The sequence below is a fragment of the Pseudomonas sp. 2835 genome, from assembly GCF_050435905.1.
Taxonomy (GTDB): Bacteria; Pseudomonadota; Gammaproteobacteria; order Pseudomonadales; family Pseudomonadaceae; genus Aquipseudomonas.
This window is the reverse complement of record NZ_JBNDLE010000002.1, coordinates 418219-442133: the sequence shown is the minus strand read 5'-3', so window position 1 is coordinate 442133 and position 23915 is coordinate 418219. Positions and strand designations below refer to the sequence as shown.

Annotated in this window: 17 protein-coding genes and 2 pseudogenes; 12 read left to right on the top strand and 7 right to left on the bottom strand. The window is 61.7% G+C overall.

Annotation, left to right across the window (positions count from 1 at the left end; genetic code table 11):
* Positions 1-133 precede the first annotated feature (133 nt).
* Positions 134-319: pseudogene (locus tag ABIE20_RS04115) on the top strand (membrane-bound lytic murein transglycosylase MltF); the annotation flags it as partial.
* A gap of 117 nt (positions 320-436) precedes the next feature.
* Here the strand turns inward: ABIE20_RS04115 and tadA are convergent.
* The 3 genes from tadA to ABIE20_RS04100 form a co-directional block, all read right to left on the bottom strand.
* Positions 437-919, bottom strand: coding sequence for a tRNA adenosine(34) deaminase TadA (tadA, locus tag ABIE20_RS04110; RefSeq protein ID WP_093386979.1), 483 nt, complete (start codon positions 917-919; stop codon positions 437-439).
* Positions 919-2295, bottom strand: a complete 1377-nt coding sequence (locus ABIE20_RS04105; protein ID WP_429502996.1) for a multicopper oxidase family protein — start codon at positions 2293-2295, stop codon at positions 919-921. Before ABIE20_RS04105 ends, tadA begins: the two co-directional genes overlap by 1 nt.
* Positions 2296-2429: 134 nt before the next feature.
* Positions 2430-5042 carry a membrane-targeted effector domain-containing toxin gene (locus ABIE20_RS04100; protein ID WP_429502994.1) on the bottom strand — a complete coding sequence of 871 codons (2613 nt, stop codon included), beginning with the start codon at positions 5040-5042 and terminating at the stop codon, positions 2430-2432.
* A 210-nt stretch (positions 5043-5252) separates the two neighbouring features.
* Here ABIE20_RS04100 and ABIE20_RS04095 point away from each other — a divergent pair, with 210 nt between their 5' ends.
* On the top strand, positions 5253-8183 hold the full coding sequence (locus ABIE20_RS04095) for a dermonecrotic toxin domain-containing protein (RefSeq protein ID WP_429502992.1): 2931 nt from the start codon (positions 5253-5255) through the stop codon (positions 8181-8183).
* 65 nt (positions 8184-8248) lie between these two features.
* Here the strand turns inward: ABIE20_RS04095 and guaA are convergent, their stop codons facing one another.
* The 4 genes from guaA to ABIE20_RS04075 form a co-directional block, all read right to left on the bottom strand.
* A complete protein-coding gene (guaA, locus tag ABIE20_RS04090; RefSeq protein WP_429502990.1) occupies positions 8249-9826 on the bottom strand; it encodes a glutamine-hydrolyzing GMP synthase in 1578 nt (525 codons plus the stop codon).
* Positions 9827-9952: 126 nt separating this feature from the next.
* The gene (gene guaB, locus ABIE20_RS04085; RefSeq protein ID WP_045196472.1) at positions 9953-11422 is read right to left on the bottom strand and encodes an IMP dehydrogenase; all 1470 of its coding nucleotides are present in this window, start codon (positions 11420-11422) and stop codon (positions 9953-9955) included.
* A gap of 85 nt (positions 11423-11507) precedes the next feature.
* Complete coding sequence (locus ABIE20_RS04080) at positions 11508-12065, bottom strand: sugar ABC transporter ATPase (RefSeq protein WP_429502988.1); 558 nt, start codon at positions 12063-12065, stop codon at positions 11508-11510.
* A gap of 18 nt (positions 12066-12083) precedes the next feature.
* Positions 12084-12854 carry a sulfite exporter TauE/SafE family protein gene (locus tag ABIE20_RS04075; protein ID WP_429503024.1) on the bottom strand — a complete coding sequence of 257 codons (771 nt, stop codon included), beginning with the start codon at positions 12852-12854 and terminating at the stop codon, positions 12084-12086.
* Positions 12855-12968: 114 nt separating this feature from the next.
* On the opposite strand from ABIE20_RS04075, the pseudogene ABIE20_RS04070 reads away from it, so the two are divergent.
* The 10 genes and pseudogenes from ABIE20_RS04070 to ABIE20_RS04025 form a co-directional block, all read left to right on the top strand.
* Positions 12969-13841 (top strand): annotated as a pseudogene (locus ABIE20_RS04070) (LysR family transcriptional regulator); the annotation flags it as partial.
* 146 nt (positions 13842-13987) lie between these two features.
* Entirely contained in the window at positions 13988-15367 is a 1380-nt protein-coding gene (xseA, locus tag ABIE20_RS04065) for an exodeoxyribonuclease VII large subunit (protein WP_429502986.1), read from the top strand.
* 3 nt (positions 15368-15370) lie between these two features.
* On the top strand, positions 15371-16195 hold the full coding sequence (locus ABIE20_RS04060; protein WP_429502984.1) for a peptidoglycan DD-metalloendopeptidase family protein: 825 nt from the start codon (positions 15371-15373) through the stop codon (positions 16193-16195).
* Positions 16196-16506: 311 nt separating this feature from the next.
* Positions 16507-18180, top strand: coding sequence for a 2-isopropylmalate synthase (leuA, locus tag ABIE20_RS04055; RefSeq protein WP_429502982.1), 1674 nt, complete (start codon positions 16507-16509; stop codon positions 18178-18180).
* 163 nt (positions 18181-18343) lie between these two features.
* The gene (locus ABIE20_RS04050) at positions 18344-19801 is read left to right on the top strand and encodes a hypothetical protein (protein ID WP_429502980.1); all 1458 of its coding nucleotides are present in this window, start codon (positions 18344-18346) and stop codon (positions 19799-19801) included.
* The gene (locus ABIE20_RS04045; RefSeq protein WP_429502978.1) at positions 19798-20145 is read left to right on the top strand and encodes a DUF6384 family protein; all 348 of its coding nucleotides are present in this window, start codon (positions 19798-19800) and stop codon (positions 20143-20145) included. The genes ABIE20_RS04050 and ABIE20_RS04045 overlap by 4 nt, the downstream gene beginning before the upstream one ends.
* A 174-nt stretch (positions 20146-20319) precedes the next feature.
* Positions 20320-20655: a hypothetical protein gene (locus ABIE20_RS04040; protein ID WP_429502976.1), complete on the top strand. Its 336-nt coding sequence runs from the start codon at positions 20320-20322 to the stop codon at positions 20653-20655.
* On the top strand, positions 20655-21272 hold the full coding sequence (locus ABIE20_RS04035; RefSeq protein WP_429502974.1) for a DUF6384 family protein: 618 nt from the start codon (positions 20655-20657) through the stop codon (positions 21270-21272). Before ABIE20_RS04040 ends, ABIE20_RS04035 begins: the two co-directional genes overlap by 1 nt.
* Positions 21273-21336: 64 nt before the next feature.
* Complete coding sequence (locus tag ABIE20_RS04030) at positions 21337-22476, top strand: merozoite surface protein 3b (protein WP_429502972.1); 1140 nt, start codon at positions 21337-21339, stop codon at positions 22474-22476.
* The gene (locus ABIE20_RS04025) at positions 22476-23915 is read left to right on the top strand and encodes a DUF6384 family protein (protein ID WP_429502971.1); all 1440 of its coding nucleotides are present in this window, start codon (positions 22476-22478) and stop codon (positions 23913-23915) included. The genes ABIE20_RS04030 and ABIE20_RS04025 overlap by 1 nt, the downstream gene beginning before the upstream one ends.

Genomic DNA, 23915 nt, shown 5'->3' with positions numbered 1-23915 from the left:
TCTGCATGTACCGGGTGTGAACAAGACCAAGCCGAACGAGCAGACACCGCCGTTGTGAGACCGGGGGACGCTGCGCGCCCCATCGCCGGCAAAGCCGGCTCCCACAATGGATTTGCATAGGCCGGACCTGCGGGAGACCCGCTACGGCTATGCCCACGGTGGTGAGCCGGTGCACTTCGTCGCCAACATCCGCCGCTACTACGACATCCTCACCTGGGTGACCCAGCCGCAGCTTGAAGGCAGCCAGGTGGCCGAAAGCAATCTGCATGTACCGGGTGTGAACAAGACCAAGCCGAACGAGCAGACACCGCCGTTGTGAGACCGGGGGACGCTGCGCGCCCCATCGCCGGCAAAGCCGGCTCCTACAATGGATTTGCATAGGCCGGACCTGTGGGAGCCGGCCTTGCCGGCGATGGGCCGCAAAGCGGCCCCGGGCTCAGGCCTTGGCCCGCCGCGCCTTGAAGAACTCGGACAGAATCGCTCCGCACTCCTCTGCCAGCACCCCGCCCTCGAACAACACCCGATGGTTGAGAAAGCCCTGGGTAAAGAACTGCCCCTGGCTCTGCACCACGCCCGCCTTGGGCTCCAGCGCACCGTACACCACACGGTTGATCCGTGAGTGCACGATCAGTCCGGCGCACATGCTGCACGGCTCCAGGGTCACGTACAGGGTGCTGCCCGGCAGCCGGTAGTTGCTCGCGGCCTGGGCGGCGGCGCGGATGGCGACCATCTCGGCATGGGCACTGGGGTCGCTGCCGCTGATCGGGCAGTTGAAGCCACGGCCAATTACCTGGCCATGCTGGACCAACACCGCGCCCACCGGCACTTCGCCCATGGCCGCGCCTTGCGCCGCCAGCTCCAGTGCCAGGCGCATGAATTGCTGGTCGCGGCTGCGATCGATGATCTGCGGTTGACGCATCAGGCCACCTCGATCGCGGCCATCAGGCCGGTTTCCATATGATCGATCACGTGGCAGTGGAACATCCAGGTACCCGGGTTATCCGCCACCAGGGCTACCCGTGCGCGCTCGTTCTTGCCCAGCAGGTAGGTGTCGGTGAAATACGGTTCGATCTTGCGCTTGTTCGAGCCGATCACCTTGAAACTCATGCCATGCAGGTGAATCGGATGCTGGTACTGGGTCATGTTCTTCAGCTCGAAGATGTAGCTCTTGCCCTTTTGCAGCGTGGCGATCGGCCGGTCGGCACAGGTCTTGTCGGTGATGTCCCAGGCCTTGCCGTTGATCTGCCAGAGGCTCGGCGGCTTGCCGTTGTCGGTATTCACCGAGACCGAGCCGACCCACTCGAAATTGAAGTTGAGCTTTTCGGCGTTGGCCAGGTCCGGCTCGGCGATCGGGTTGGCCGGCAACGCTGGCGGCCAGTCACCGGGGGCTTCGCTGCTGGCCACCGAACGCAGGGTGCCCAGACGCACGGGGCCATCACGCAGCGACAGCTCTTCACCGGCTGGCGGCATCTTGATTGCCAGGCAGATGCGCATGCCCGGGCCCAGCCAGTAATCCTTGCCCAGCGGGCGCGGAGCGATGGGGTTGCCATCGAGGGCGTAGACCCGCGCCTCGAAGTTGCCCTTGAGGTTGATGCGATAGGTCAGGGTATTGTCGAGGTTGAGCAGGCGCACCCGCACGATCTGCCCGGCGGGCATCTCGACCACGGCGTTGGCCTGGCCGTTGATGGTGATCAACCGCCCGGCGGTGCCGCCACGGGCAGCCTCACGGGGGATGCTGAAGGGCAGGTAAGCGCCCTGCTCGTCGACGTGCCAGTTCTTCAGGCTCAGGGTGCGTTCGTGCTTGAAGCCGGTGGGCTCGCGCTCCTCGACGATCAGCGGGCCGACCAGGCCGCGGCCGAGTTCTTCGGAGCTGTTGACGTGCGGGTGGTACCAGTAGCTGCCGGCATCCGGCACGCGAAACTTGTAATCGAAATACTCGCCCGGCAACACCGGCAGTTGCGATACGTAGGGCACGCCGTCCATTTCCAGCGGCAGGCGGATGCCGTGCCAATGGATGGTGGTGGCCACTGGCAGGTGGTTGATGAAGCGTACCCGCAGCCATTCGCCCTGGCGCACCCGCAACTCGGTACCCGGCGCCGACGGGCCGAACGCCCAGGCTTGTGTCTTGAACCCGCAGACCAGCTCGACATCCAGCGGCGCGGCGATCAGCTCGTAGTCATGCCCGGCATTCGGATCGGTACGCCCCAGCCAGTAACGGGACGCACCACCGGCGCCCAGGCCAATCGCCACCAGGCCGCTCAGGCCACCGAGAATTTGTCGCCGGGTAAAGGACATGCCGCAGGTACCTCACATCGCAGGAACAACATGCCGGCACCTGGCGGCAAAGTGCCAAGGTACCGGCGATGAAGGGCGAATACGATACACCTGCAATTGAGAAAGATTAAGTGAAGAGTTGCCGCAGGACCAGGTCAGCCTCCTGGGCGGATTACCCCCGGTGGCGCTGTAGCCGGATCGAGAAACACCGCCGGCCGCTCCAGGGTTTGCAGCGCCAGGCGCAAATCCCCCTGAACGATACCGTCAGGGTTGCCCATGCTTGGCAGGAAGTACTCACCCGGATCCAGGGTGATGCCGCTGGCCTGCCCCGGCCCGGCATCGACCACGCGCAGGCCGGGGACACCCTGCAACTCGGCCAGCCCCGGGACGCGTTTGTACAGGTTGCTGTGGGTATTGCCGACCAGGGCCACCCATTTATCTGCAGGGTGTTCAGCTTGCCTGGCAGAAATAACCTGATTGGCATGGTAGTTCATGACTTTTTGCCGCAAGGGGTTGCCCGGCTGTTCCACGGTCAGCCCCTCCAGTTGATAGCTGGCGACACAATCCACGGCCTGTACGCGGATACCGCTGGCGCGGGTTTTCCTTACCAGTTCGAGAAAGCTGTAGCGCCCGCCAGGGTCGGTGGCATGGCCGGTGTCCAGCCGCTGCAGGTAGCGCCTGAGCTCGACGCTCATGCGCCCGCTGCGGTGAAACACCTCGAGATCAGCCTGGTGCAGGTCAGTCATCAGGTGCTCGAGGTAAAGGGTGCGCACCCCTTTGGCGTACATCGGATTGAGGTTTTCCATGAGCCAGCGCTTGCTGGCAATCGAGGCATGCGACTCACCGAGCACCACGCCGGCATGCTCATCGAGCAACTGCATGAACGCACGTTGCGGGCTGACCGTTGCCACTGGGGCATTCACCCTGAGCCTGGGCAGCATCACGTGGACAAAGAAGTTGCTGGCATCGGTTCGCAAGCGCTGGCGTATCTGTTCAAGGCTGTCGCGCACCTGCATCAGCGGCGAGGCAGGATCATAATAATCACCGCCGATTGCCCGGCGGTTGCCGGCACTGATCAGCTCTCGCACCGCGGGACGGGCACTTTCGGGCACCTCGTAACTGCCGGGGCTGGCGACAAAGGGCGAGTAGTCCGCCACCCCAGCTGGCTGCTCGGGGGTCAACCCACCCAGGCACTGACCGCCGCCGCGCAGACAGGCAGATTCGAGCACTGCCCACTGGCCCTGCTCGTCAAGACGAATCGGGATGCCATTGAAGGCAAAGGGGTTATCTTCCGGCACAATCAGCCAGGCGCCTATGGCCTTGTCAAAGCGCACCCGGTACGGCACCCCGTCCATTTCCACGTACTGGCCACCATCGGCAAGCGTACTGACGCCCCGCCCGGCGCCGCTTTGCGCCGGCGCCACGTCGATGATTTCATTCCCTTCACGCTCGCGCAGCAACTGGCCAACATCGCGCCCCAGGGGTATCAGGAACGGCAGGTTGAGCAGCACATCGACCCCGGCCAGGATCGCCCCGAGCAAGCCCGCTTTGCGCTCCTCGGGACTATCGCCATCAACGGCCTGTGCGATGTTCACCCCCAGGCTGGCGCTGCCAACTGCCACCGCCAGAAGTGCCAGCGGCCACCCCGCCGGCGCCACATAGCCAAGCAAGCGGCGCGCCACCCCGAGGTAGCCTACCCACAACTGCAGGCGCAGCTCGGCATTGGTACGCAAGGCAGCATCGGTTTCAGCCTCCATATGTTGCCTGGCGTTATCGCGCATCCAGGTGAAGACCTCGCCGTTGATCGGTGCGGGTCGCACCTGGGCAGCAAATGCCTCAACCGAGCCTTGCGCCCAAGAGGCGAGTTGATCACGCAGCCTCTGCACCTGTTGCGGATCGCTGGAGAAATAAGCCAACAATTGCTCACGGCTGGCGGCCACCTGCAGCCAGCCAAACAGCCATTCGACCAGTTCCCGCTGGCTACCGAAAGGATGGAACGACGGCACAGCACCGGGCATATAGAGCACATGCTGCGCCCCCGGCCCCTGCAACCAAACCAGCGCCGATGATGCTTGCCCAGCCAGGCTCAAGGTCGCAAGCCGAATGCCGGCGGCAGGTTGCTGGAGCTGTTCAATATGCTGCAGACGCGTTGCGACACCGCTGTCGAAGCCGACAGCGTCGAACACCAGTTGCAGCTGCTGCTCGTTCAGTTGCCCGCCCAGGCCAGCCTGCAACGCTTGCGCGAGGTAAGTGAGCTTGCTGAGGGATCGCACGTGCTCACCGTGCTCGACCCAGAACGCCTTGCGCCGACGCTGGAATCCTGCGCCAAAGTCCATCTGCCACAGGGCGTTGAGGACCTTTTGCGGATCCAGACGCACTTCATTGCTTTCATCGAAACGCTGCGCCTCTGGCCCCTCGGTATAGAAGCCGCCGTACAACTGCAGAAGGTCGGCGTTGTCCTGGTCACTGACGCGAAAGCGGCGCATGACTAATTCAGTCAAGGTCCAAGACTGATCAGGCGTTCCATAGTGCTCCCAGCCGGTGTAGCTGCGGTTGCTGCTGGCGGCGTGGGAAAAACGATTCCAGTAGATCTTGTCCGGATCCCCGTGCTGGTTGGTTTGTGTGACTAGCAGTTGCATCGCCGCAGCGCGAGCGCTGGCATGCAGGTCTGGAAAGGCGGCGAACACCGTTTCGGCAAGCTGGCGCAGCGATGCACGCGCCGCCTCCAGGTGCAGGTTGGACTGATCAACAGACTGCGAATGTTCCATGACATGAGTTCCTTTGCGTAAGAACCCCTCAGCCTGGGTCATGCGTCGTTGCCATCAGTCCTAAATAAGTATCCCCGTCAGTCATCAGCTAAACAGCGAAACGGCTTAGAAAGACGTCAGGAATATCTGTTTCGTCGTAACAACAAATAACTATGACAACAGGTATGACGCAGACTTTCTCAATGGGCATTCGCCTACAAGGAGATGCACATGCCTTATCAATTAAATGTTCATGCCGATTCCCTGGCCTCCAGCCAAGCTCAGAAGCAAGCGCTCGACACGATCGCCAGCACGCTGGTGACTAAATGCCCGGATATGTGGGAAATGGCCCGCGAGGTTGCCCGAAACCTGTTACTCAAATTCACCGAAAAGACCCCGGAACCAGACTCAATCTACTGGCACCGCTTCGATGGCGCGGTAAGCAGTACACGAAGTTTCACCGGCTGGGAGCATTACGGCCCACCGATTGAATCGATGACTTTGCCGCAGTTGGTCATGCGCCGTTTCAACAGCCACGACCAGGACAACAGCGATCTTCTGCAACAAAACAGCGGCTTTTACCGGGCCGGGCCGCACAGCCCGGTTTTCAACGAAACCAATGAAATACGCATGCTGGGCCAGGATGTGCTCAACGAACTCTGGCACATCGACTTCAGCACGCTGTTCAAACACAGGCTTGATACCTTCTGGCAAGCCCATGCCGATGATTTTCGTCTGATGGCAAAGGTCAACTTCCTCGCCAAGGCGTATGAGGACTACCAAAGCGGTGCACTGTACCCGCAGCACTGCCAGGCGATCTTCAAGGCAGTGGCGGGCGACTTGCGTGCACCGATCACCCGCAAGCAATTGGCTGATGAGGTGCAGGCGGCGCAGGGCTGGAGCTTGCGGACCTTCGACATTGGCGGTTACCTGGCAAGCGACATCGTGCGTATTGTCTCCCCTGAAGGTCATCAGTTTGTCTATGTGCCCGGGGAAACAACCAGCCTGCACAGCTTCGAAACCAACAACGACCTGCACATCTGGGTGCTGCAACAGGCCTGTACCGACTTGGTCAGCCTCGCCCGCTTCGAATCGCATTTTCCATTGTCGGCCCATCCGCCACGGGGCTCGGGTGTCGGCCTGAACAACCTTATCGAACTGTTAGTCACCAGTTACGGTCATGGTGACCATTCGTTGATCAACCAGCTCGACCGGCCAATCAGCGCAGATCTGTTCAGCTACCTGCGAGACCAGGCCCGCGAACGCATGTATGCCGACGCTGATACGGCACTGCGCTCGAACACCGAACTGCGCAAGCAGATGTGGATCGGTTACCTCAATGCCTTTACCAACACCTTTGGTGTCATCGGTGCAGTGTGCTGGCCAGTGGCTTTGGCGGTGGTCGGCGCGGACCTGGCCAGCCTGGGGCTGAACATCGACCAGGCGGTCAACGGCGACACCACGGCAGAACGCAAGGCCGGTGTTACTGGCGCGATCATCAGCGCCGTCAGTGCCGCTTTCGATGCCACCCTCGTATTGGGTGCCAGCGCAGCCGGCGAAGTCGCTGAAATAGCCGACCCACTTGAAGCCGAGCGCAGTGCCAGCGGCATACGCACACCTCGACCAGCCTTCGCCAGTGAATCCCGTCCCCTGCCAGAGATGCTTGATCTGCCCTTGGAGCGACCACTCGCCAATGTCATTGTCGATGGGCAAAGCCTGCAACTGGAAGGCAACCTGCGCGGCACATATCTGCTCGATGGGCAGACCTACATCACCCTCAACGGTGATCCTTATGCAGTTCGCTACGTTGGTGAAATGAAAACCTGGGTGATCATCGATGAACAGAACCCGTACGCGTTCTACCGCAGTCAACCCGTGAGGCTCAACGCCAATGGCCAGTGGGAACTGCTGCCCAAGCCTGGCCTGCAAGGCGGCGGCAAGTTCTGGAGCAAACATCCCTGGGGCTCGAGCTCGGCAGCGCAAGCACCCGTCGTTCTGCCCCCGTCGCCCTACGAAGTACCCGTCGAACTACGCGCAAAACTGCAAAGCGCCGCCAGCAAGCCAGGCGATAAGTTGCTCGAAGGCTACGTCGTCATGAATGATCCCGAGCTCAACGCAGCGGGCAGATCTTTCATCCGGATACGCGAGCAGTTGGCAGAGGAAAGCCGCACGTACCTTGGTACGGTACAGGTGCCGCCCCGGGTAGAGATCCCATCGCTCCCGGCAAGCAGCACGCCCAAGTCAATTATCCAGGAGGTTTTTCAGCGCGCCGAGGGGCTGGTGATTGGCGAGCGTCACAGCTCGATTGCGAGCAAGAAGTTCCTGATCGAGAACATGGAGCTACTTGCCAAGCAAAAAGTCCGCACGCTGTACATGGAGCATTTACTGACCGACTTCCATCAGGCCGACCTGGATACTTTCATGCGCACAGGGAAAATGCCCAAGAGTTTGAGCAAATACCTGGAAAGCCTTGATCGCGGGTTCGGAACCGATCCGTCAGGCCAGTTCACTTTTCTCAACCTGGTCAAGGCTGCGCAGCGCAACCACCTGCGCATCCAGGCCATCGACTGCATGGCCAGCTACCGTCAGACGGGCCTGGTGGATCCGGAGGGCACCCTGCGCATCGAAATGATGAATCGCTATGCCACTTCAATCATCAGTGCTGTAGAACAGCAAAGCCCGGGGCGCTGGATTGCGCTGGTAGGAGAGTCCCACGCCAATACCTTCGAACAGGTGCCAGGGCTCAGCGAGCTGAACAAGGCCATTGGCCTGCGGGTAGCCGATGCCGAAGCAGGAACCACCGTCGGCCTGTTTGTCGATGAAGGCAGGTTTGGCGAGCTGTCCAAAAGCGAGCCACCACGCTTCGTCAAGAACGACCTGGTCTTGCGAATGGTAACTACGGGCTCCTGGCCTGCTGATGTAGTGGCTACCCACGAAGCTCGCCTGCCGCGGACCGGTATGTTCCTGATCGAACGCCAGGGCGACCAAACCCTGCTGTTCCATCGCAGCAACAACCGTTCGATCGTACGCACCGTTATTCGCGTTACCGAGGACCATGTCTCAATCGACCGACCCTCCTGGCGGAGCGTCCACAAGCGGCGCTTCAACGACCTGCGCGAACTGGCCGCGGCGCTCAAGCTCATAGGGCTGACCGAGGCCTGAAAAAACAAACGCCCCGACATGTCGGGGCGTTTGCTTCACGCGCTACAGCGGTTCACGCAGCGGGATCATTCCCACTCGATGGTCGCTGGCGGCTTGCTCGACACGTCGTAGGTGACGCGGGAGATGCCTTCGATCTCGTTGATGATCCGGCCGCTGACGGTTTCCAGCAGCTCGTAAGGCAGGTGCGCCCAACGGGCGGTCATGAAGTCGATGGTCTCGACCGCACGCAGGGCCACGACCCAGGCGTAACGACGGCCGTCACCGACCACGCCCACCGATTTCACCGGCTGGAACACCACGAAGGCCTGGCTGACCTTGTGGTACCAGTCGGCCTTGCGCAGCTCTTCGATGAAGATGTGGTCGGCGCGACGCAGCAGGTCGGCGTACTCCTTCTTCACTTCGCCGAGGATGCGCACACCCAGGCCCGGGCCTGGGAACGGGTGACGGTAGACCATGTCGTACGGCAGGCCCAACTCCAGGCCAAGGCGACGGACCTCGTCCTTGAACAGCTCGCGCAGCGGCTCGACCAGCTTGAGGTTCATCTCTTCCGGCAGGCCACCGACGTTGTGGTGCGACTTGATCACGTGGGCCTTGCCGCTCTTGGCGCCAGCCGACTCGATCACGTCCGGGTAAATGGTGCCCTGGGCCAGGTACTTGATGTTGTGCAGCTTGCTCGACTCGGCATCGAACACGTCGATGAAGGTGCGGCCGATGATCTTGCGCTTCTTCTCGGGGTCGGCTTCGCCGGCCAGGTTGCCGAGGAACTGCTCTTCGGCGTTGGCGCGGATTACCTTGACGCCCATGTTCTCGGCGAACATGGCCATTACCTGCTCGCCTTCGTGCAGGCGCAGCAGGCCGTTGTCGACGAATACGCAGGTGAGCTGGTCGCCGATGGCCTTGTGCAGCAGCGCTGCGACCACCGAGGAATCAACGCCGCCGGACAGGCCGAGCAGGACGTTATCGGTGCCGACCTGGGCGCGGATCTGGGCAATGGCGTCTTCAGCGATGTGCGACGGGGTCCACAGCGCTTCGCAACCGCAGATGTCGAGGATGAAGCGCGAGAGGATACGACCGCCCTGCTTGGTGTGGGTCACTTCCGGGTGGAACTGCACGCCGTAGTAGCCACGGGTGTCGTCGGCCATGCCGGCGATCGGGCAGCTCGGGGTGCTGGCCAGGATGTGGAATTCTTCCGGGATGCGGGTGACCTTGTCACCGTGGCTCATCCATACGTCCAGGCCAAACACGCCATCGGCGTCAACGTGGTCTTCGATGCCGTCGAGCAGGCGGCTCTTGCCGACTACATCGACGCGGGCATAACCGAACTCACGCAGCTCGGAGCCTTCAACCTTGCCGCCCAGCTGTTCGGCCATGGTCTGCATGCCGTAGCAGATACCGAATACCGGTACGCCCAGGTCCCAGACCGCCTGTGGCGCGCGTGGGCTGTTGGCTTCGTGCACGGACTCGGGGCCGCCGGCGAGGATGATGCCGCGCGGGGCGAATTCGCGAATCGCTTCATCGTCCATGTCGAACGGGTGCAGTTCGCAGTACACACCGATTTCGCGCACGCGGCGGGCGATCAGCTGGGTGTACTGGGAACCGAAGTCGAGGATCAGGATGCGGTGAGCGTGAATGTCGAGGGCCATGACTCAATCTCTGATGCAGCTGCAAGCTTCAAGCCGCAAGCTGCAAGTTGTTCGGGAATTACGCGGTAGCCGCTGCAGAGCAACTACCGCTTGGAGCTAGAAGCTTGTCACTTGCCGCTGGAGGCGTTAGCCGACCCGATAGTTTGGCGCTTCTTTGGTGATTTGAACGTCATGCACGTGGGACTCGGCCATGCCGGCACCGGTGATGCGCACAAATTCTGGCTTGGTGCGCATTTCTTCGATGTTGGCGCTGCCGGTGTAACCCATCGAGGAACGCAGGCCGCCCATCAGCTGGTGGATGATCGCGGTCAGGGTGCCTTTGTACGGCACACGGCCTTCGATACCTTCCGGTACCAGCTTCTCGGCACCGGCCGAGGAGTCCTGGAAGTAACGGTCGGAAGAACCCTGGGCCTGGGACATGGCGCCCAGCGAGCCCATGCCGCGGTAAGCCTTGTAGGAACGGCCCTGGAACAGCTCGATCTCGCCCGGAGCCTCTTCGGTACCGGCGAACATCGACCCCATCATCACTGCCGAGGCACCGGCAACGATGGCCTTGGACAGGTCACCGGAGAAGCGGATACCGCCATCGGCGATCAGCGGGATGCCCGTGCCTTCGAGGGCAGCGGCAACATTGGCGATGGCGCTGATCTGCGGCACGCCGACACCGGCGACGATACGGGTGGTGCAGATCGAGCCAGGACCGATACCGACCTTGACCGCGTCAGCGCCGGCTTCGGCCAGGGCCTTGGCAGCAGCGCCGGTGGCGATGTTGCCGCCGATGACCTGAACCTGCGGGAAGTTCTCTTTTACCCAGCGAACGCGATCGATCACGCCTTTGGAGTGACCGTGGGCGGTGTCGACCACCACCACGTCAACGCCGGCGGCAACCAGTGCCGACACGCGATCACCGGTGTCCTTGCCGGTACCGACCGCGGCACCGACGCGCAGGCGACCCTGGTCGTCCTTGCTGGCCAGCGGGTAGGCCTTGGCTTTTTCGATGTCGTTGACGGTCATCATGCCCTTGAGGGCAAATTTGTCGTCGACGATCAGTACGCGCTCGATGCGGTGCTTGTGCAGCAGCTCACGGGCTTCGTTCTTGTCGGCGCCTTCCTTGACCGTGACCAGGCGCTCTTTAGGCGTCATCACTTCACGGACGGTGGCATCCAGACGGTTTTCAAAGCGTACGTCGCGGGAAGTGACGATGCCGACCAGGTCGCCATTGTGCAGCACCGGAACGCCGGAGATGTTGTTCAGCCGGGTCAGCTCGAACAGGTCACGGACCGTGGCATCAGCCTCGATGGTGATCGGGTCCTTGACCACGCCCGCCTCGAACTTCTTGACCTTGCGCACTTCGGCAGCCTGCTGCTCGATGGTCATGTTCTTGTGGATGATACCGATGCCGCCTTCCTGGGCCATGGCAATGGCCAGGCGGGCTTCGGTCACGGTATCCATGGCGGCGGAAACCAACGGAATATTCAGCTCGATGCCACGGGTCAAACGGGTCTTGAGACTGACTTCATTGGGTAGCACCTCTGAATAACCAGGCACTAGGAGAATGTCGTCGAAGGTCAGGGCTTCTTGGCTGATACGCAGCATCGCGGGGGCTCCCGGGCGGGAAAAATGGAAGCGCGCCATTATACTCATCCAGTGCCCTTCGCTCAATGCAAAGATGGGCCTTCGGTCAGTTACCTTCGCGGCTTACCTGCACCACGGCCACCGGCTGGTCCAGCCAATCGGCGAAGTTATCCAGAAAACCCTGCTTGAACCCCGCCGCGCTCCAGTTATTGAAGATGAAACCGAGGTTGGAAAACGCACAGGGCTGCAGGAACAGAAAGCCGTTGATGTCATCTTCATGACCGCACAGCGGGCAGACGAAGTTTTCCGTGCGCCCGGGCATCCAGTCTTCCAGGCTCTCGAACAGCGCCACGCCGACTTCCTTGCGGCACTCGGCGCAGCCGGCTTCTTCGAGAAAGCCCTCGGTGGGGGTATAGATGCAGCGCTTGGTAATCACTTCGAGGCCGTTGACCGGCTGCCCGAATGGCAGCAGTTCGGGCCGCTCGACCACCTTGCGCGCGCCCTCGGCGATGGCATAAGCCATGCGGTTGCCGGTGCTGCCACAGGTGCTCAGTTGCTCCTCGATGACTTTTTCGCGCACCAGCCAGCGCAGGGTCGCCCGGGCGCGGGCCTCATGGACGGGTACGGTGGAAATCTTCGGGACAATAATGCTCTGGTTTGTCATCACAGCGGCCAAACAGGTTCAAAGATGCCAGTTTACCTCACTCAGGTAACGGCCGATCAGGGCAATGCCGCTGGCCAGCACCAGCCAGGTGACCAGGCGCACGAAGCTCTCGCGCGACATGTTCAGGGTCAGGCGCCGGCCCAGGTACACACCGGCCAGCATCATCGGCGCCAGGCACAGGGCCAGCAGCAACAGCGGCAGGTCGGCATACACGCCGGCAATCAGGAACAGGCTCAGGCGTACCACGGTGCTGCAACTGATCAGCGCGCTCTGGGTGGCCCGCACCTGCTCTTTGGAGGGCAGCCGGGCATTGAGGTAGAGGGCATAGAGAAAGCCGCCGCTGCCGAACAGCGCGCCGAACAGGCCACCCGCCGTGCCCATCGGCACCGACCAGGCCGCCGACAGCTGCGCCGGCTTGACCTTCACCGCCAGGCTGTAGAGGGCATAGGCGCTGATAAACAGCCCCATCAACAGCAGCAACACGTCGGACTTGAGGTTGAGCAGGAACACCACGCCGAGGGTGCAGCCCAGCGCCATGCACGGTAGCAGGCGCATCAGTTCCGCGCGCGCCACCGCCTTGCGCGCCGGCAGCCAGTTGCCGAAGGCGGCGACAAAATCCAGCAGTACCAGCAACGGAATGATCCGCGACAACGGCATGAAGTTGATCAGCACCGGGCCGGCCACCAACGCCGTGCCGAAGCCGGCGATGCCGAAGACGATATAGGCGGCGCCAATACCCAGCAGGATTGGCAGCCAGTCAAGGGTGGTAAACGGCAATTGGGCAAACAGGGTCGAGAGCATGGCGGTCTTCACCAGAGGAGGTGTGGAAACTTTTGCCAGCCGCAAGCCATGCCGACTAATATGCAATTACCTTACAAGCCATCTTGAAACGGCATAGCAGCGATGATCTCTACCCGTCAGTTGCGTTACTTTGTCGAAATTGCCGAAAGCGGCAGCTTCAGTGCGGCCGCCCAACGCCTGTTCATTGCCCAGTCGGCCTTGAGCCGGCAGGTCAAGGAGCTGGAGTCGCAACTCGACACCTTGCTGTTTGAGCGCACCGCCCGCCAGCCGCGCCTCACCGCTGCGGGCCAGGCTTTTTTGCCACGAGCACGGACCTTGCTGGTGGACCTGGAAAAAGCCGAACGTCTGGCCCGTGAGGTTGGCCAGGGCGTGCGTGGCAGCCTGCGCCTTAGTCATTCCAGCACGGTGCCCCTGACCGGGCAGTTGCTCGCGCGTCTCAGTGGCTATCTGAATGACAACCCGGGCGTATCCATGGAAATCGCCCAGCAGTCGTCCGAGGCGCAGCTTGAGGAACTGGCCGAGGGTCGCCTGGAGCTCGGCCTGCTGCGCTTGCCGGTGTTGCGTCAGCACGAAGGGCTTTGTATCCGGCCATTGTTCGAAGAACCCTTGTTGCTGGCGGTCGCCGAGGGTCATCCATTGGCTGAAGAAAGCAGCGTTTGCCTGGCGCAGCTGCGTGACGAGCCTTTTATCTCCATCCCCCATCGCCAGCGTGGCGGTTTGAGCTACCTGTCTGCCGAATTGTGCATGGGTGCAGGGTTCTTTCCGCAATCGGCGCGCGTGGTGTCGCGCAAGACCACTCAGCTGCAGTTGATCCAGGCAGGTTTTGGGGTGGCGTTGTTGCCGCAGTGCATGGAGGAGATTGCCCCGGCTTCGCTGCGTTTCATTGCCCTGGCCGATGAGGGTTGCCGCAGTACGGTGGCCCTGGCCTATCGGCGCGATGCCGGGGCTTTGGTTGAGCAGTTCATCCTGCATATGGGGGCTGCTGCGCAGCCCATCGCCGGCAAGGCCGGCTCCCACAATGGGCCGGAGTACACAGCTCCCGTGGGAGCTGGCCTTGCCAGCGATGAAGACACCGCCGAGCCACTGCCACCCCAGCGCCACAATCCTTTATGATGCAGCCCATGATCAAAGACCCCTTCGAAAGACTCGGCCTGGACCGCGAAGTCCTGACCGTCAGCCAACTCAACGGCCGCGCCCGGGTGCTGCTGGAAGACGTGTTCCGCAATGTCTGGGTCGAAGGCGAGATCTCCAACCTCGCCCGCCCGGCCTCCGGTCATGTCTACTTCACCCTCAAGGACAGCGGTGCCCAGGTGCGCTGTGCATTGTTCCGCCAGAACGCCGCAAGGGTCCGCCAGGCCCTGCGCGATGGCCTGGCGGTCAAGGTGCGCGGCAAGGTCTCGCTGTTCGAGGGCCGTGGCGACTATCAACTGATCCTCGACACCGTCGAGCCAGCCGGCGACGGGGCCCTGCGCCTGGCTTTCGAAGCGCTGAAGGAAAAGCTCGGCGCCGAGGGCCTGTTCAGTGCCGAATCCAAACGCGCCCTGCCCGCTCACCCGCAGCGCATCGGCATCGTCAGCTCGCCTACCGGCGCGGTGATCCGTGACATCATCAGTGTGTTCCGCCGCCGCGCGCCGCAGGTCGAGCTGACCCTGATCCCCACCGCCGTGCAGGGCCGCGAAGCCATCAACCAGATCGTCCGCGCCCTGCAACTGGCCGACAGCCGCGGCTTCGACGCGCTGATCCTGGCCCGCGGCGGCGGCTCGCTGGAAGACCTCTGGTGCTTCAACGAAGAAGCCGTGGCCCGCGCCATCGCCGCCTGCCAGACGCCGATCGTCAGCGCCGTCGGCCATGAAACCGATGTCTCGATCAGCGACTTTGTCGCTGACGTGCGCGCCCCGACGCCGTCTGCCGCCGCCGAGCTGCTGGCCCCGGACAGCAGCGACCTGCAACGGCGCATCGACAGCCTCAAGCGCCGCCTGCTGCTACGCATCCAGAGCCGCCTGATGCACGACCGCCTGCGCCTGGACAGCCTGACCCGGCGCCTGCGCCACCCGGGCGAGCGCCTGCGCCAGCAGGCCCAGCGCCTGGACGACCTGGACATGCGCCTGCGCCGCGCTTTCGAGCAACGTCTGAACCAGCGCCGCGAACGCCTCGCACGCCTGGACACGCGCCTGGCCGCGCAACACCCCGGGCGTACCCTGGCCCTGCTCAAGCAACGTCTTGACAGCCTCGCCGAACGCCTGCCACGGGCCATGCGCGAGACCCTCAAGGACCGCCGCCAGCGCCTGCAGGCGCAGGTCCAGACCCTGCACGTGGTCAGCCCCCTGGCGACCCTGGGCCGTGGCTACAGCATCTTGCTCGACGAGCGCGGCCAGGCCATCCGCAACGCTGCCCAGACCCACAACGGCCAGCGCCTGACCGCTCGCCTGGGCGAGGGCGAACTGCAGGTGCGGGTCGAAGACAACCACCTGACCCCGGTCACGCTCTCTTTACTGGACTGAACCATGCCGCGTCTATTTACCCCGCTGTTGCTGCTGTGCCTGGTGTTCGCCAGCAGCGCCCAGGCCAGCTACATCACCCGCCAACTGAACAAGCCGGTACCCGGCGGCGTCGCCGTCGTCGACCTGGGCCCGGCCGCCACGGCACCCGGCGCCCGCTTCGATGGCAAGCCGGTGCTGGTGGTCAGGGAACAGGACACCTGGCTGGCCATCGTCGGCCTACCTCTGACGCAAAAGCCCGGCACCGCGCAGCTCACCCTGGGCAGCCGCACCCTGAGCTTCAACGTGGGCAGCAAGAAGTACCCGGAACAGCGCATCACCTTGAAGAACAAACGCCAGGTCAACCCCGACCCTGCCGACCTCAAGCGCATCGACGCCGAGCTGGCCGAGCAGATCAAGGCCTACCGCAGCTTCAGCCCCACCCTGCCGAGCAACCTGATCCTCGACAAGCCGGTCAACGGCCCGCTGTCGAGCAAGTTCGGCGTGCGCCGCTTCTTCAATGGCGAAGAACGCAACCCGCATGCCGGCCTGGATTTCGCCGTACCCGCCGGCACGCCGATCAAGACCCCGGCCAATGGCAAGGTAATCCTGATCGGCAATTACTTCTTCAACGGCAACACCGTGTTTGTCGACCATGGCCAGGGCTTTATCAGCATGTTCTGCCACATGTCGAAGATCGACGTGAAGCCCGGCCAGCAACTGAGTCGCGGCGCCGTGGTGGGCCGTGTCGGCTCGACCGGACGCGCTACCGGACCGCATATGCACTGGAACGTCAGCCTCAACGATGCGCGGGTCGATCCGGCGATCTTCATCGGCGCCTTCCAGCCCTGATGTCTGGCTTGCGCCATTCAAAAAGACCGCGCAACTGGCGCGGTCTTTTCATTCATGTAGCGCCATAAAAACTCGACAATTCGCATTTTTTAAGCATTTCTCTCAATTTTCTCGCAAGGCTTGCCATCTTTAACCCCACTGGTTAGGGTTGAAGCCATGAAAACCTTTCAGACCCTCATCCTGCTTCGTCAACACCGCAGCCTCTGCCTGGTCAGTGCACGACTACCAAGCTGAATCGCGTCGCCTCGCCTTTTCATCTCGTTTTCGTTCGGCGGGCCCCTTTCAAGGCCGCACATTCAAGGATTGCTTTCATGACCATGCTCAAAGACCCTTCGAAAAAATACAGCGCCTTCGCGACCGTGAACTTGCCGGACCGCACCTGGCCTTCGAAGACCATCACCCAGGCGCCGATCTGGTGCAGCTCGGACCTGCGCGATGGCAACCAGTCGTTGATCGAGCCCATGGATGCGGCAAAGAAACTGCGCTTCTGGAAGACCCTGGTCAGCGTTGGCGTGAAAGAAATCGAAGCCTCGTTCCCATCTGCTTCGCAAACCGACTTCGACTTTGTTCGCACCCTGATCGAAGACGGCCACATCCCGGACGACACCACCATCCAGGTGCTGACCCAGGCCCGTGAAGACCTGATCGCGCGCACCTTCGAATCGCTGCGCGGGGCGAAAAAAGCCATCGTTCACCTGTACAACGCCACCAGCCCGTCGTTCCGCCGCATTGTCTTCAACCAGGACAAGCAAGGCGTCAAGGACATCGCGGTGAACGCGGCGAAACTGTTCGTCAAATATGCCGCCCAGCAGCCACAAACCCAGTGGACCTTCCAGTACTCGCCGGAGACTTTCAGCGCCACCGAGCTTGAGTTCGCCAAGGAAGTCTGCGATGCCGTGATCGAGGTGTGGAACCCGACCCCTGAGCACAAGATCATCCTCAACCTGCCGGCTACCGTCGAAGTCTCGACGCCGAACATCTATGCCGACCAGATCGAGTGGTTCGGCCGCAACGTCAACCGCCGCGACAGCGTGATCATCAGCCTGCACACCCACAACGACCGTGGCACTGGCGTCGCCGCCACCGAGCTGGGCCTGATGGCCGGCGCCGACCGTGTCGAAGGCTGCCTGTTCGGTAACGGCGAGCGTACCGGCAACGTCGACCTGGTGACCCTGGCGTTGAACCTCTACACCCAGGGCATCGACCCTGAGCTGGATTTCTCCGACATCGACGGCGTGCGCAAAGTGGTCGAGGAGTGCAACCAGATCCCCGTGCACCCGCGTCATCCGTACGTGGGCGACCTGGTGCACACCGCGTTCTCCGGCTCGCACCAGGACGCCATCCGCAAAGGCTTCACCCAGCAGAAAGACGATGCCAAGTGGGAAGTGCCGTACCTGCCGATCGACCCGGCCGACATCGGCCGCAGCTACGAGGCGGTGATTCGCGTCAACAGCCAGTCGGGCAAAGGCGGTATCACCTACCTGCTCGAGCAGGAATACGGCATCAGCCTGCCACGGCGCATGCAGATCGAGTTCAGCCAGGTCGTACAGGGTGAAACCGACCGCCTGGGCCTGGAGATGACCGCTCAGCAAATTCACTCGCTGCTGCACCGCGAGTACCTGCAAGCCAACGCGCCGTACGCGCTGGTCAGCCATCGCCTGCAAGAAGAGAACGGCCACAGCGCGGTGGAAGTGGAAGTTGCCGGTGAAGGCGAAACCACCCTGCACTGGCGCGGCAAGGGCAACGGCGCCCTCGAAGCCCTGGTGGCCGGCTTGCCGATCGCCGTCGAGATCATGGACTACAACGAGCACGCCATCGGCGCCGGCACCAACGCCAAGGCCGCGGCCTACATCGAACTGCGCGTAGCCGGTGGTCGTCCGGTACACGGCGTGGGTATCGATGAAAACATCACCACCGCGAGCTTCAAGGCACTGTTCAGTGCACTGAACCGTTCGCTGAGCCAGCAGGCGGCCAAGGCGGCCTGAAGCCACTGCCAGTACTGAATAAGCCCGCCTCGGCCAACGAGGCGGGCTTTTTTTTGGGGCGCCAGAGAGTTGCCATCATTTCGCCCTGTACTATCGGTATACTCGCTTGCAAGTGTCACTGACACTGCCCAAGGAAGACAGATAAACGCACAAGGCTGAGCCTATGACCTCCGGCACTATCATGGCCGCCGTGGAAGACAACGCCCTGCACTTCGAAGAGATTCTTGGTAACGCCGAGCAGGCTCTCGTCGACGCCCAGGAATTCCAGGTGCTACTGGAGCAAGACATCATTGCGGGTCTGCGCTGCACGCCTTCAGCACGGCTCAAGGATGACCCAGCGCCGGAGTTCGAGGTTCGTCAGGCGTTGCGCGAACGGCAAATGGAGCACGCACGTTTACGCCTGCAACAGAAACAGGCGCAGCAAGATGTAGTGCAGTCGCTACATGCATTGCGGAGTTTGCATAAACAACGCGAGGTGCTCGAGCAAAAGGTCCGCGTTGAGCTGTCAAATGCGCCTGAGTCCATAAGCCTGTCGCAACAACTGCAGCTAGCTAAACAAGCCCGGCAATCCGTGGCCGCTCACTACGGGGCAATCCTCGAAGAGTGCACAACCAAGCTACCTGTGTTCGATAGCAGCCCTGTTTACAGCTTTTTGCGAAAACGCCAGTTCGGCACCTCTCAGTACCATAGTTTTCCGGTGCTTCGCGCGCTCGATGGATGGTTGGCGAAAAAGGTCGGTTACCTGCAGAACCGTGGCAATGAACAAATCCTCCTGGCCATGCGTGCACACATCGACAACGAGCAAGCGGAGCGCACTGGGCTGATCGCCTCCCTGGAACAACAGATACTCGAACAGTCGCGTGTTGCGCAGCGCCAATCGGGCCTGGAGGCCTTGCACGTTAAAAGAAGTCTTTTGGCCAAGCACGTTGTCATGGCCAAGGAGCGTGTCCTCGAGATTGACTGTCTACTGGATGAGTTCAGCGAATTCAAAGACTCACGAGCGCTGGATATCTACAAATGGCTCACCTATCAACTGCATTATCGCGATCTGGAGGCTGTGCTCGAACAGGTAGGCAAGTTTTCGCCCTCCGACTACCACTGGACTTCCCGGCAAAGGCAGGCGCTCAGAGACCACTTCCTGCATCTGCGCAGCCTGGAAGAAGACCGGCAGCAGGCACGCCAAACCCATCACCTTGCGGCCCAGCTCGAACACACCCTGCGCGCCAGCCTGTTCGCTGAACAAAGTTGCGAGCAGCAGTGCGATTGTCACTGCCAACAGGCTGATTGTCATTGCAACGCTTCCTGCAGCGACGCATGCTCATGCCGCTGTCACAACTTCTGTGCCTGCACCTACAATTATGACCTGCATGCCATTTGCATCGACACGCAAGACTATCCGCAGATGCTCGCAAGCTACATGAAAGGCAACCTTGCCCTGGACGACCTGATGAAGCTGTTCGCACGCCCGCGCGCCAGGGCGACCCGGCCAGCCTCACACAGAAATAAGCGTGACCGTTCAACGCCAGTGAATGATCAGTGGCGCGCCCCTCCTGAAGAAGAGTGGCTCGCCCCGCCTGAAGAACTCGATGAATGGGGCCTGCCACGCAGGATCCGACGATGAAGAAGCCTTTGATTTCCGAGCATCTGGGCGCCATGGCGCTCGTCGACGAGATGCGCCACCAACAACTGCAACTAAAGGAACACCTTGATCTGCCACGCCGCCAGGCCGAGGTCGCAGAGCGGATCAGGACCCATTACCTGCAGCAGGGGATCCAGTGCGATGACGAACTGGTCGAACAAGGTGTGCACGACTTTTTTGCCCGGCGCCTTGAGTTCGAAGCGCCCGACCTTGCCTGGCATGAAAAGCTGCTGGCGCGAATTCTGATGGCCCGCAGGTCGCTGGCACACCTGGTTTTGGTGGCGCTTCTCGCCTCGGCCCTTTTTGAACTTGCGGGATTAATTTGACCGTAGAATTTTTTCTGCCATTTCACTGCGCTTCTGCCGGCTGGCCGCTAAGCCTGAAAATGCCTGCCCCCCTTCAACAGATCAACAGAGGCAGGTATTTTCTTTTCATCCCTCGGTATACTAGCGCCCTGCACCTCACGCAGAACTCGACAGGATGTTGGATCGGCATACGTTATGACTTTCTTCCCTGAAGCCCTTTCGCCAGATCCACGCGAGCAAGGCATACATCCGGCGGACACCCAAGCTGCGCAAAACTACGCAGAGATCCGTCAGGAATGCCGTGACAAGCTGAACGCCTTCAACGCCAGTCAGGCCTACGTGTTCCTGCGTAACCGCGGCTACGGCACCGAGGGATACGCCTACAATTTTTTCCAGCGCTGGCTGGACGGTTTGCTCGCCAAACGCATCAACTACCAGGCCAATCGCGAGAACGAATTGTTGTTGCTTGCCATGCAGGCACGCAATGAAGAGCTGCATGCCAAGGCTCGACAGATGAGCAGCGCAAGCTGATGATAAACGTACCGCTCTCGGAAAAACTGGGTGCCATGGCCGTGGTCGACCGCCTGCGCCATCAGCAATTGCAAGTGCAGGAGTGCCTCGACCTGCCCAGACGCCGCGACGAAATCGCTGTCGGTATCCGTGACTACTACCAGACCCATGGCATTGCCTTCAATGACGCGCTGGTCGAGCAAGGCGTGCGTGAATTCTTTTCCCAACGCCTGGCCTTCGCACCTCCAAAACTGGGCGGGTTCGGCAAACTGCTGACCCGGCTGCTACTCCTTCGCGATACGCTCAACCGACCCGCAGCAAGGCGCGGTGCAGACCTGGGTTGGCTGATACCCGTGCTGCTCGGCGCTCTGCTACTGCTGACGTTCTTTGCCTTTGTGATTGCCCAGGACATCAAGAGCAAGCAGGCTGCCGCGCCCGAAACCAGCCCCGTGACAACCATCACCGCACCTGTCGAAACGACTCACTCGCCAGCACCTCAGGGCTCACCCCGCGCCCAGCAAGCCCAGCCACCCGCAATGGTACAGACCGAGCCACCGGCTGCTGATCCGGGCAAGGACATGCCACGTCAGGCCGAGCCAAGCCAGGACCTGCGCACCATCGAACTCCACCCGTTTTGAGCACCGGTATACTCGCCGCAAGACTCCGCCCCTCTCAGACTGCAGACATTAGTAAGGACACTCGATGAGCAACTATCTTGAACGCGCGCTGAGCAACCTGCGCACCATCGGCATCAACCTCTTGCGCCCCGTCCAGGACGCTCCCGTACTGGTGCTGCTCGACCGCGTTGCGCAGTACGACAGCAGCAAGGTCACCTCGATCGCCGCCGTGCTGCAGCAAGCCACCGCCTTCAACAGCATGGTCCGCGAGCAGATCGAGGGCATGGACATTTCCACCCGCTTCATGGACATCACCCAGAGCTTTACCTCGATCCGTGAAGACGCCGCCGCCATGGCCGGCTGGATGGACGACGGGCGCCTGGACAGCATGGAAAAACTCAAACTGGCGTGGATGAATGTACGCCGTGGCTCGATCCCCAGCCGCTTCAACGACATTCGCCACAATTACCTGCAAGTGTGCAAGTCGGCCAACGACCAGATCAGCCGCGAGACGGTGATTCTCGAGTCCTACATGGACTTTCGCATGGCCATGAAAGCCGCCGAGGTGGAGGCCCAGCAGGTGCTGGTGATTGCAGGCCAGACCCTGCAACAGCGTACCGCGGAACTGGACCAGGCCAACCAGCAGGTCGCCGCTGCCGAGTCCGCCGAGCCTGCCCAGCGCTCGGCCCTCGAGCTGCGCCGCGACGAAGCCGTTCGCGCCCTGCAGGACGAAGACAAGCGCTATCAAATCGTCAAGGATATCGCCGATGACCTCAAGGTCGGCTACAACACTGCCGAGATGGTCTTCGCCCGCATCAACCAGGTGCATGTGATCAAGGAGCGCCAGTACCAGCGTATGGTCTCGTTCTTCTCGACCAATGAGGTTGTGCTCACCGGCCTTGCGGTTTCGTTTACTGCCAACAGCGGCCTGGCCGAAGCCACTCATACCCTCAATGCCACCACCGATGGCATCAGCAAGGGCCTCGAGGCCCTGGGCACTACCGGCAACCAGCAACTCGAAGCGGCGGTCAAGGCCAGCTACGGCTCGACCATCAAGGTCGACTCGGTACGCGCCCTGGCCGATGCCACGCTGTCGTTCCAGAACGATATGCACAGCCTGACCGAAACCTATCGGGCCGAGTCGAGCAACGCATCGCGTGACATTGCTGCCGCGGTCGAGGACTCCAAGCGTAAATTTGCCGCGCTGCTCAGCAAGGCGGCCTGATGAGTAGCATTCCACTCTCCGAACAGCTCGGAGCGATGGCGTTCGTCGACGAGTTGCGCCATCAGCAAATGCACGTTCAGGAACACCTGAACCTACCCAAGCGCCGCGCCGAAGTCGCGGCGCGCATCCGAACCTATTACCAAAGCCACAACATCGCCTTCGATGAGGCGTTGATCGAGCAAGGCGTGCGTGACTTCTTCGCCCGCCGCCTGATGTTCGAGGCCCCACCGCTGAGCTGGCGGCAAAAGCTGCTGAGCAAGGCGTCGATGGCGCGCAGCCAACTGTTCAAGCTGGTCCTGGCGTTCATCGCCGCAGCGCTGATCACCCAGTGCACACGTATTGTCCATGACAGCGGCATTACCGTCGAAATCGAAAACAGCGCCAACGACCTGCGCCGCCATGATGAAGACGTGCGCGCTGACATCCAGCTCAAGCACGAGCAGCTCAAGCAGTGGCAGCAAAAGGCGCTGGCCCAGCCCGATGCCGCTGTCAGCCGCATTCTCGATCAGGTCCGGCAAACCTTGCCGCCGCTGGAGCAGAACTTTGCCAGCGATGTACCGCAGTTCGTCAACAAGACCAACCGCGACAGCGTCAAAGCCCTGGTCAGCAAGCATGAGGCGCAGATCGAGCAGGCCGCCAAGGCCGTTTCTTCGGCCCGCTCGGCGTTTACCACGGTAGAGGGCATCTACGAGCAGCGCGATAACCTGACCAGGCTCCTGGCTATACCGGCCTACCTCGAAGGCCTGAAGCCGTTCCCCGAGCTCAAGGAGCTTGCCGAATCGGCGGACCGGCAACTGTTGCAGGTTACCGATAGCGCTACGCTCAAAGTGGCCGGCCAGCAAGTCGCCAAACTGAATCAAGAGATCTATCGCATCACTTACTGGCTGGAACAGAGCACCCTGCGCGATCAGTTGCAGCAGCGCCTGCAAGCGATGCCGCTGGCCGCCGGTGACCGCGCGCAACTGCAAGCGTTGCTGGCACAAGCCAACAATACCCTGCATGAGCAGAACGTCCCCCAGGCCCGTTATCAGCTCGAGCACCTCAAGCAGATGCTCGACTTTGCCGCCGTGCCATTGACTGTGCAGATCGTCGACCGCACCGGGATCAAGTCCGGGGTCGAACGATGCTACGACCCTGCCGGCTGCAACCGCGGCGAGGAAACCGACAAGGGCAAGAGCTGGTTCCTGGTGGTCGAGGCCACCGACGCTGGCGGCATCCGCGCTGAAGTGCCGGTTACCAGCGCCGAAACCGGTGAACAGCGCTGGACCCACCTGTTCGCCGTGCGTGTCAGTCAGGCCGAATACCTCAAGGTCAAAGTCGACAAGCTCGACGATGGCCACGTCGACGACCGGCTGATGGGCAGCAAGGCTGCCAACTCGCTGACCCTGCGCTTCAACCAGCGCACCACGGGCCACCCTGACATGATCATGGACTGGTGA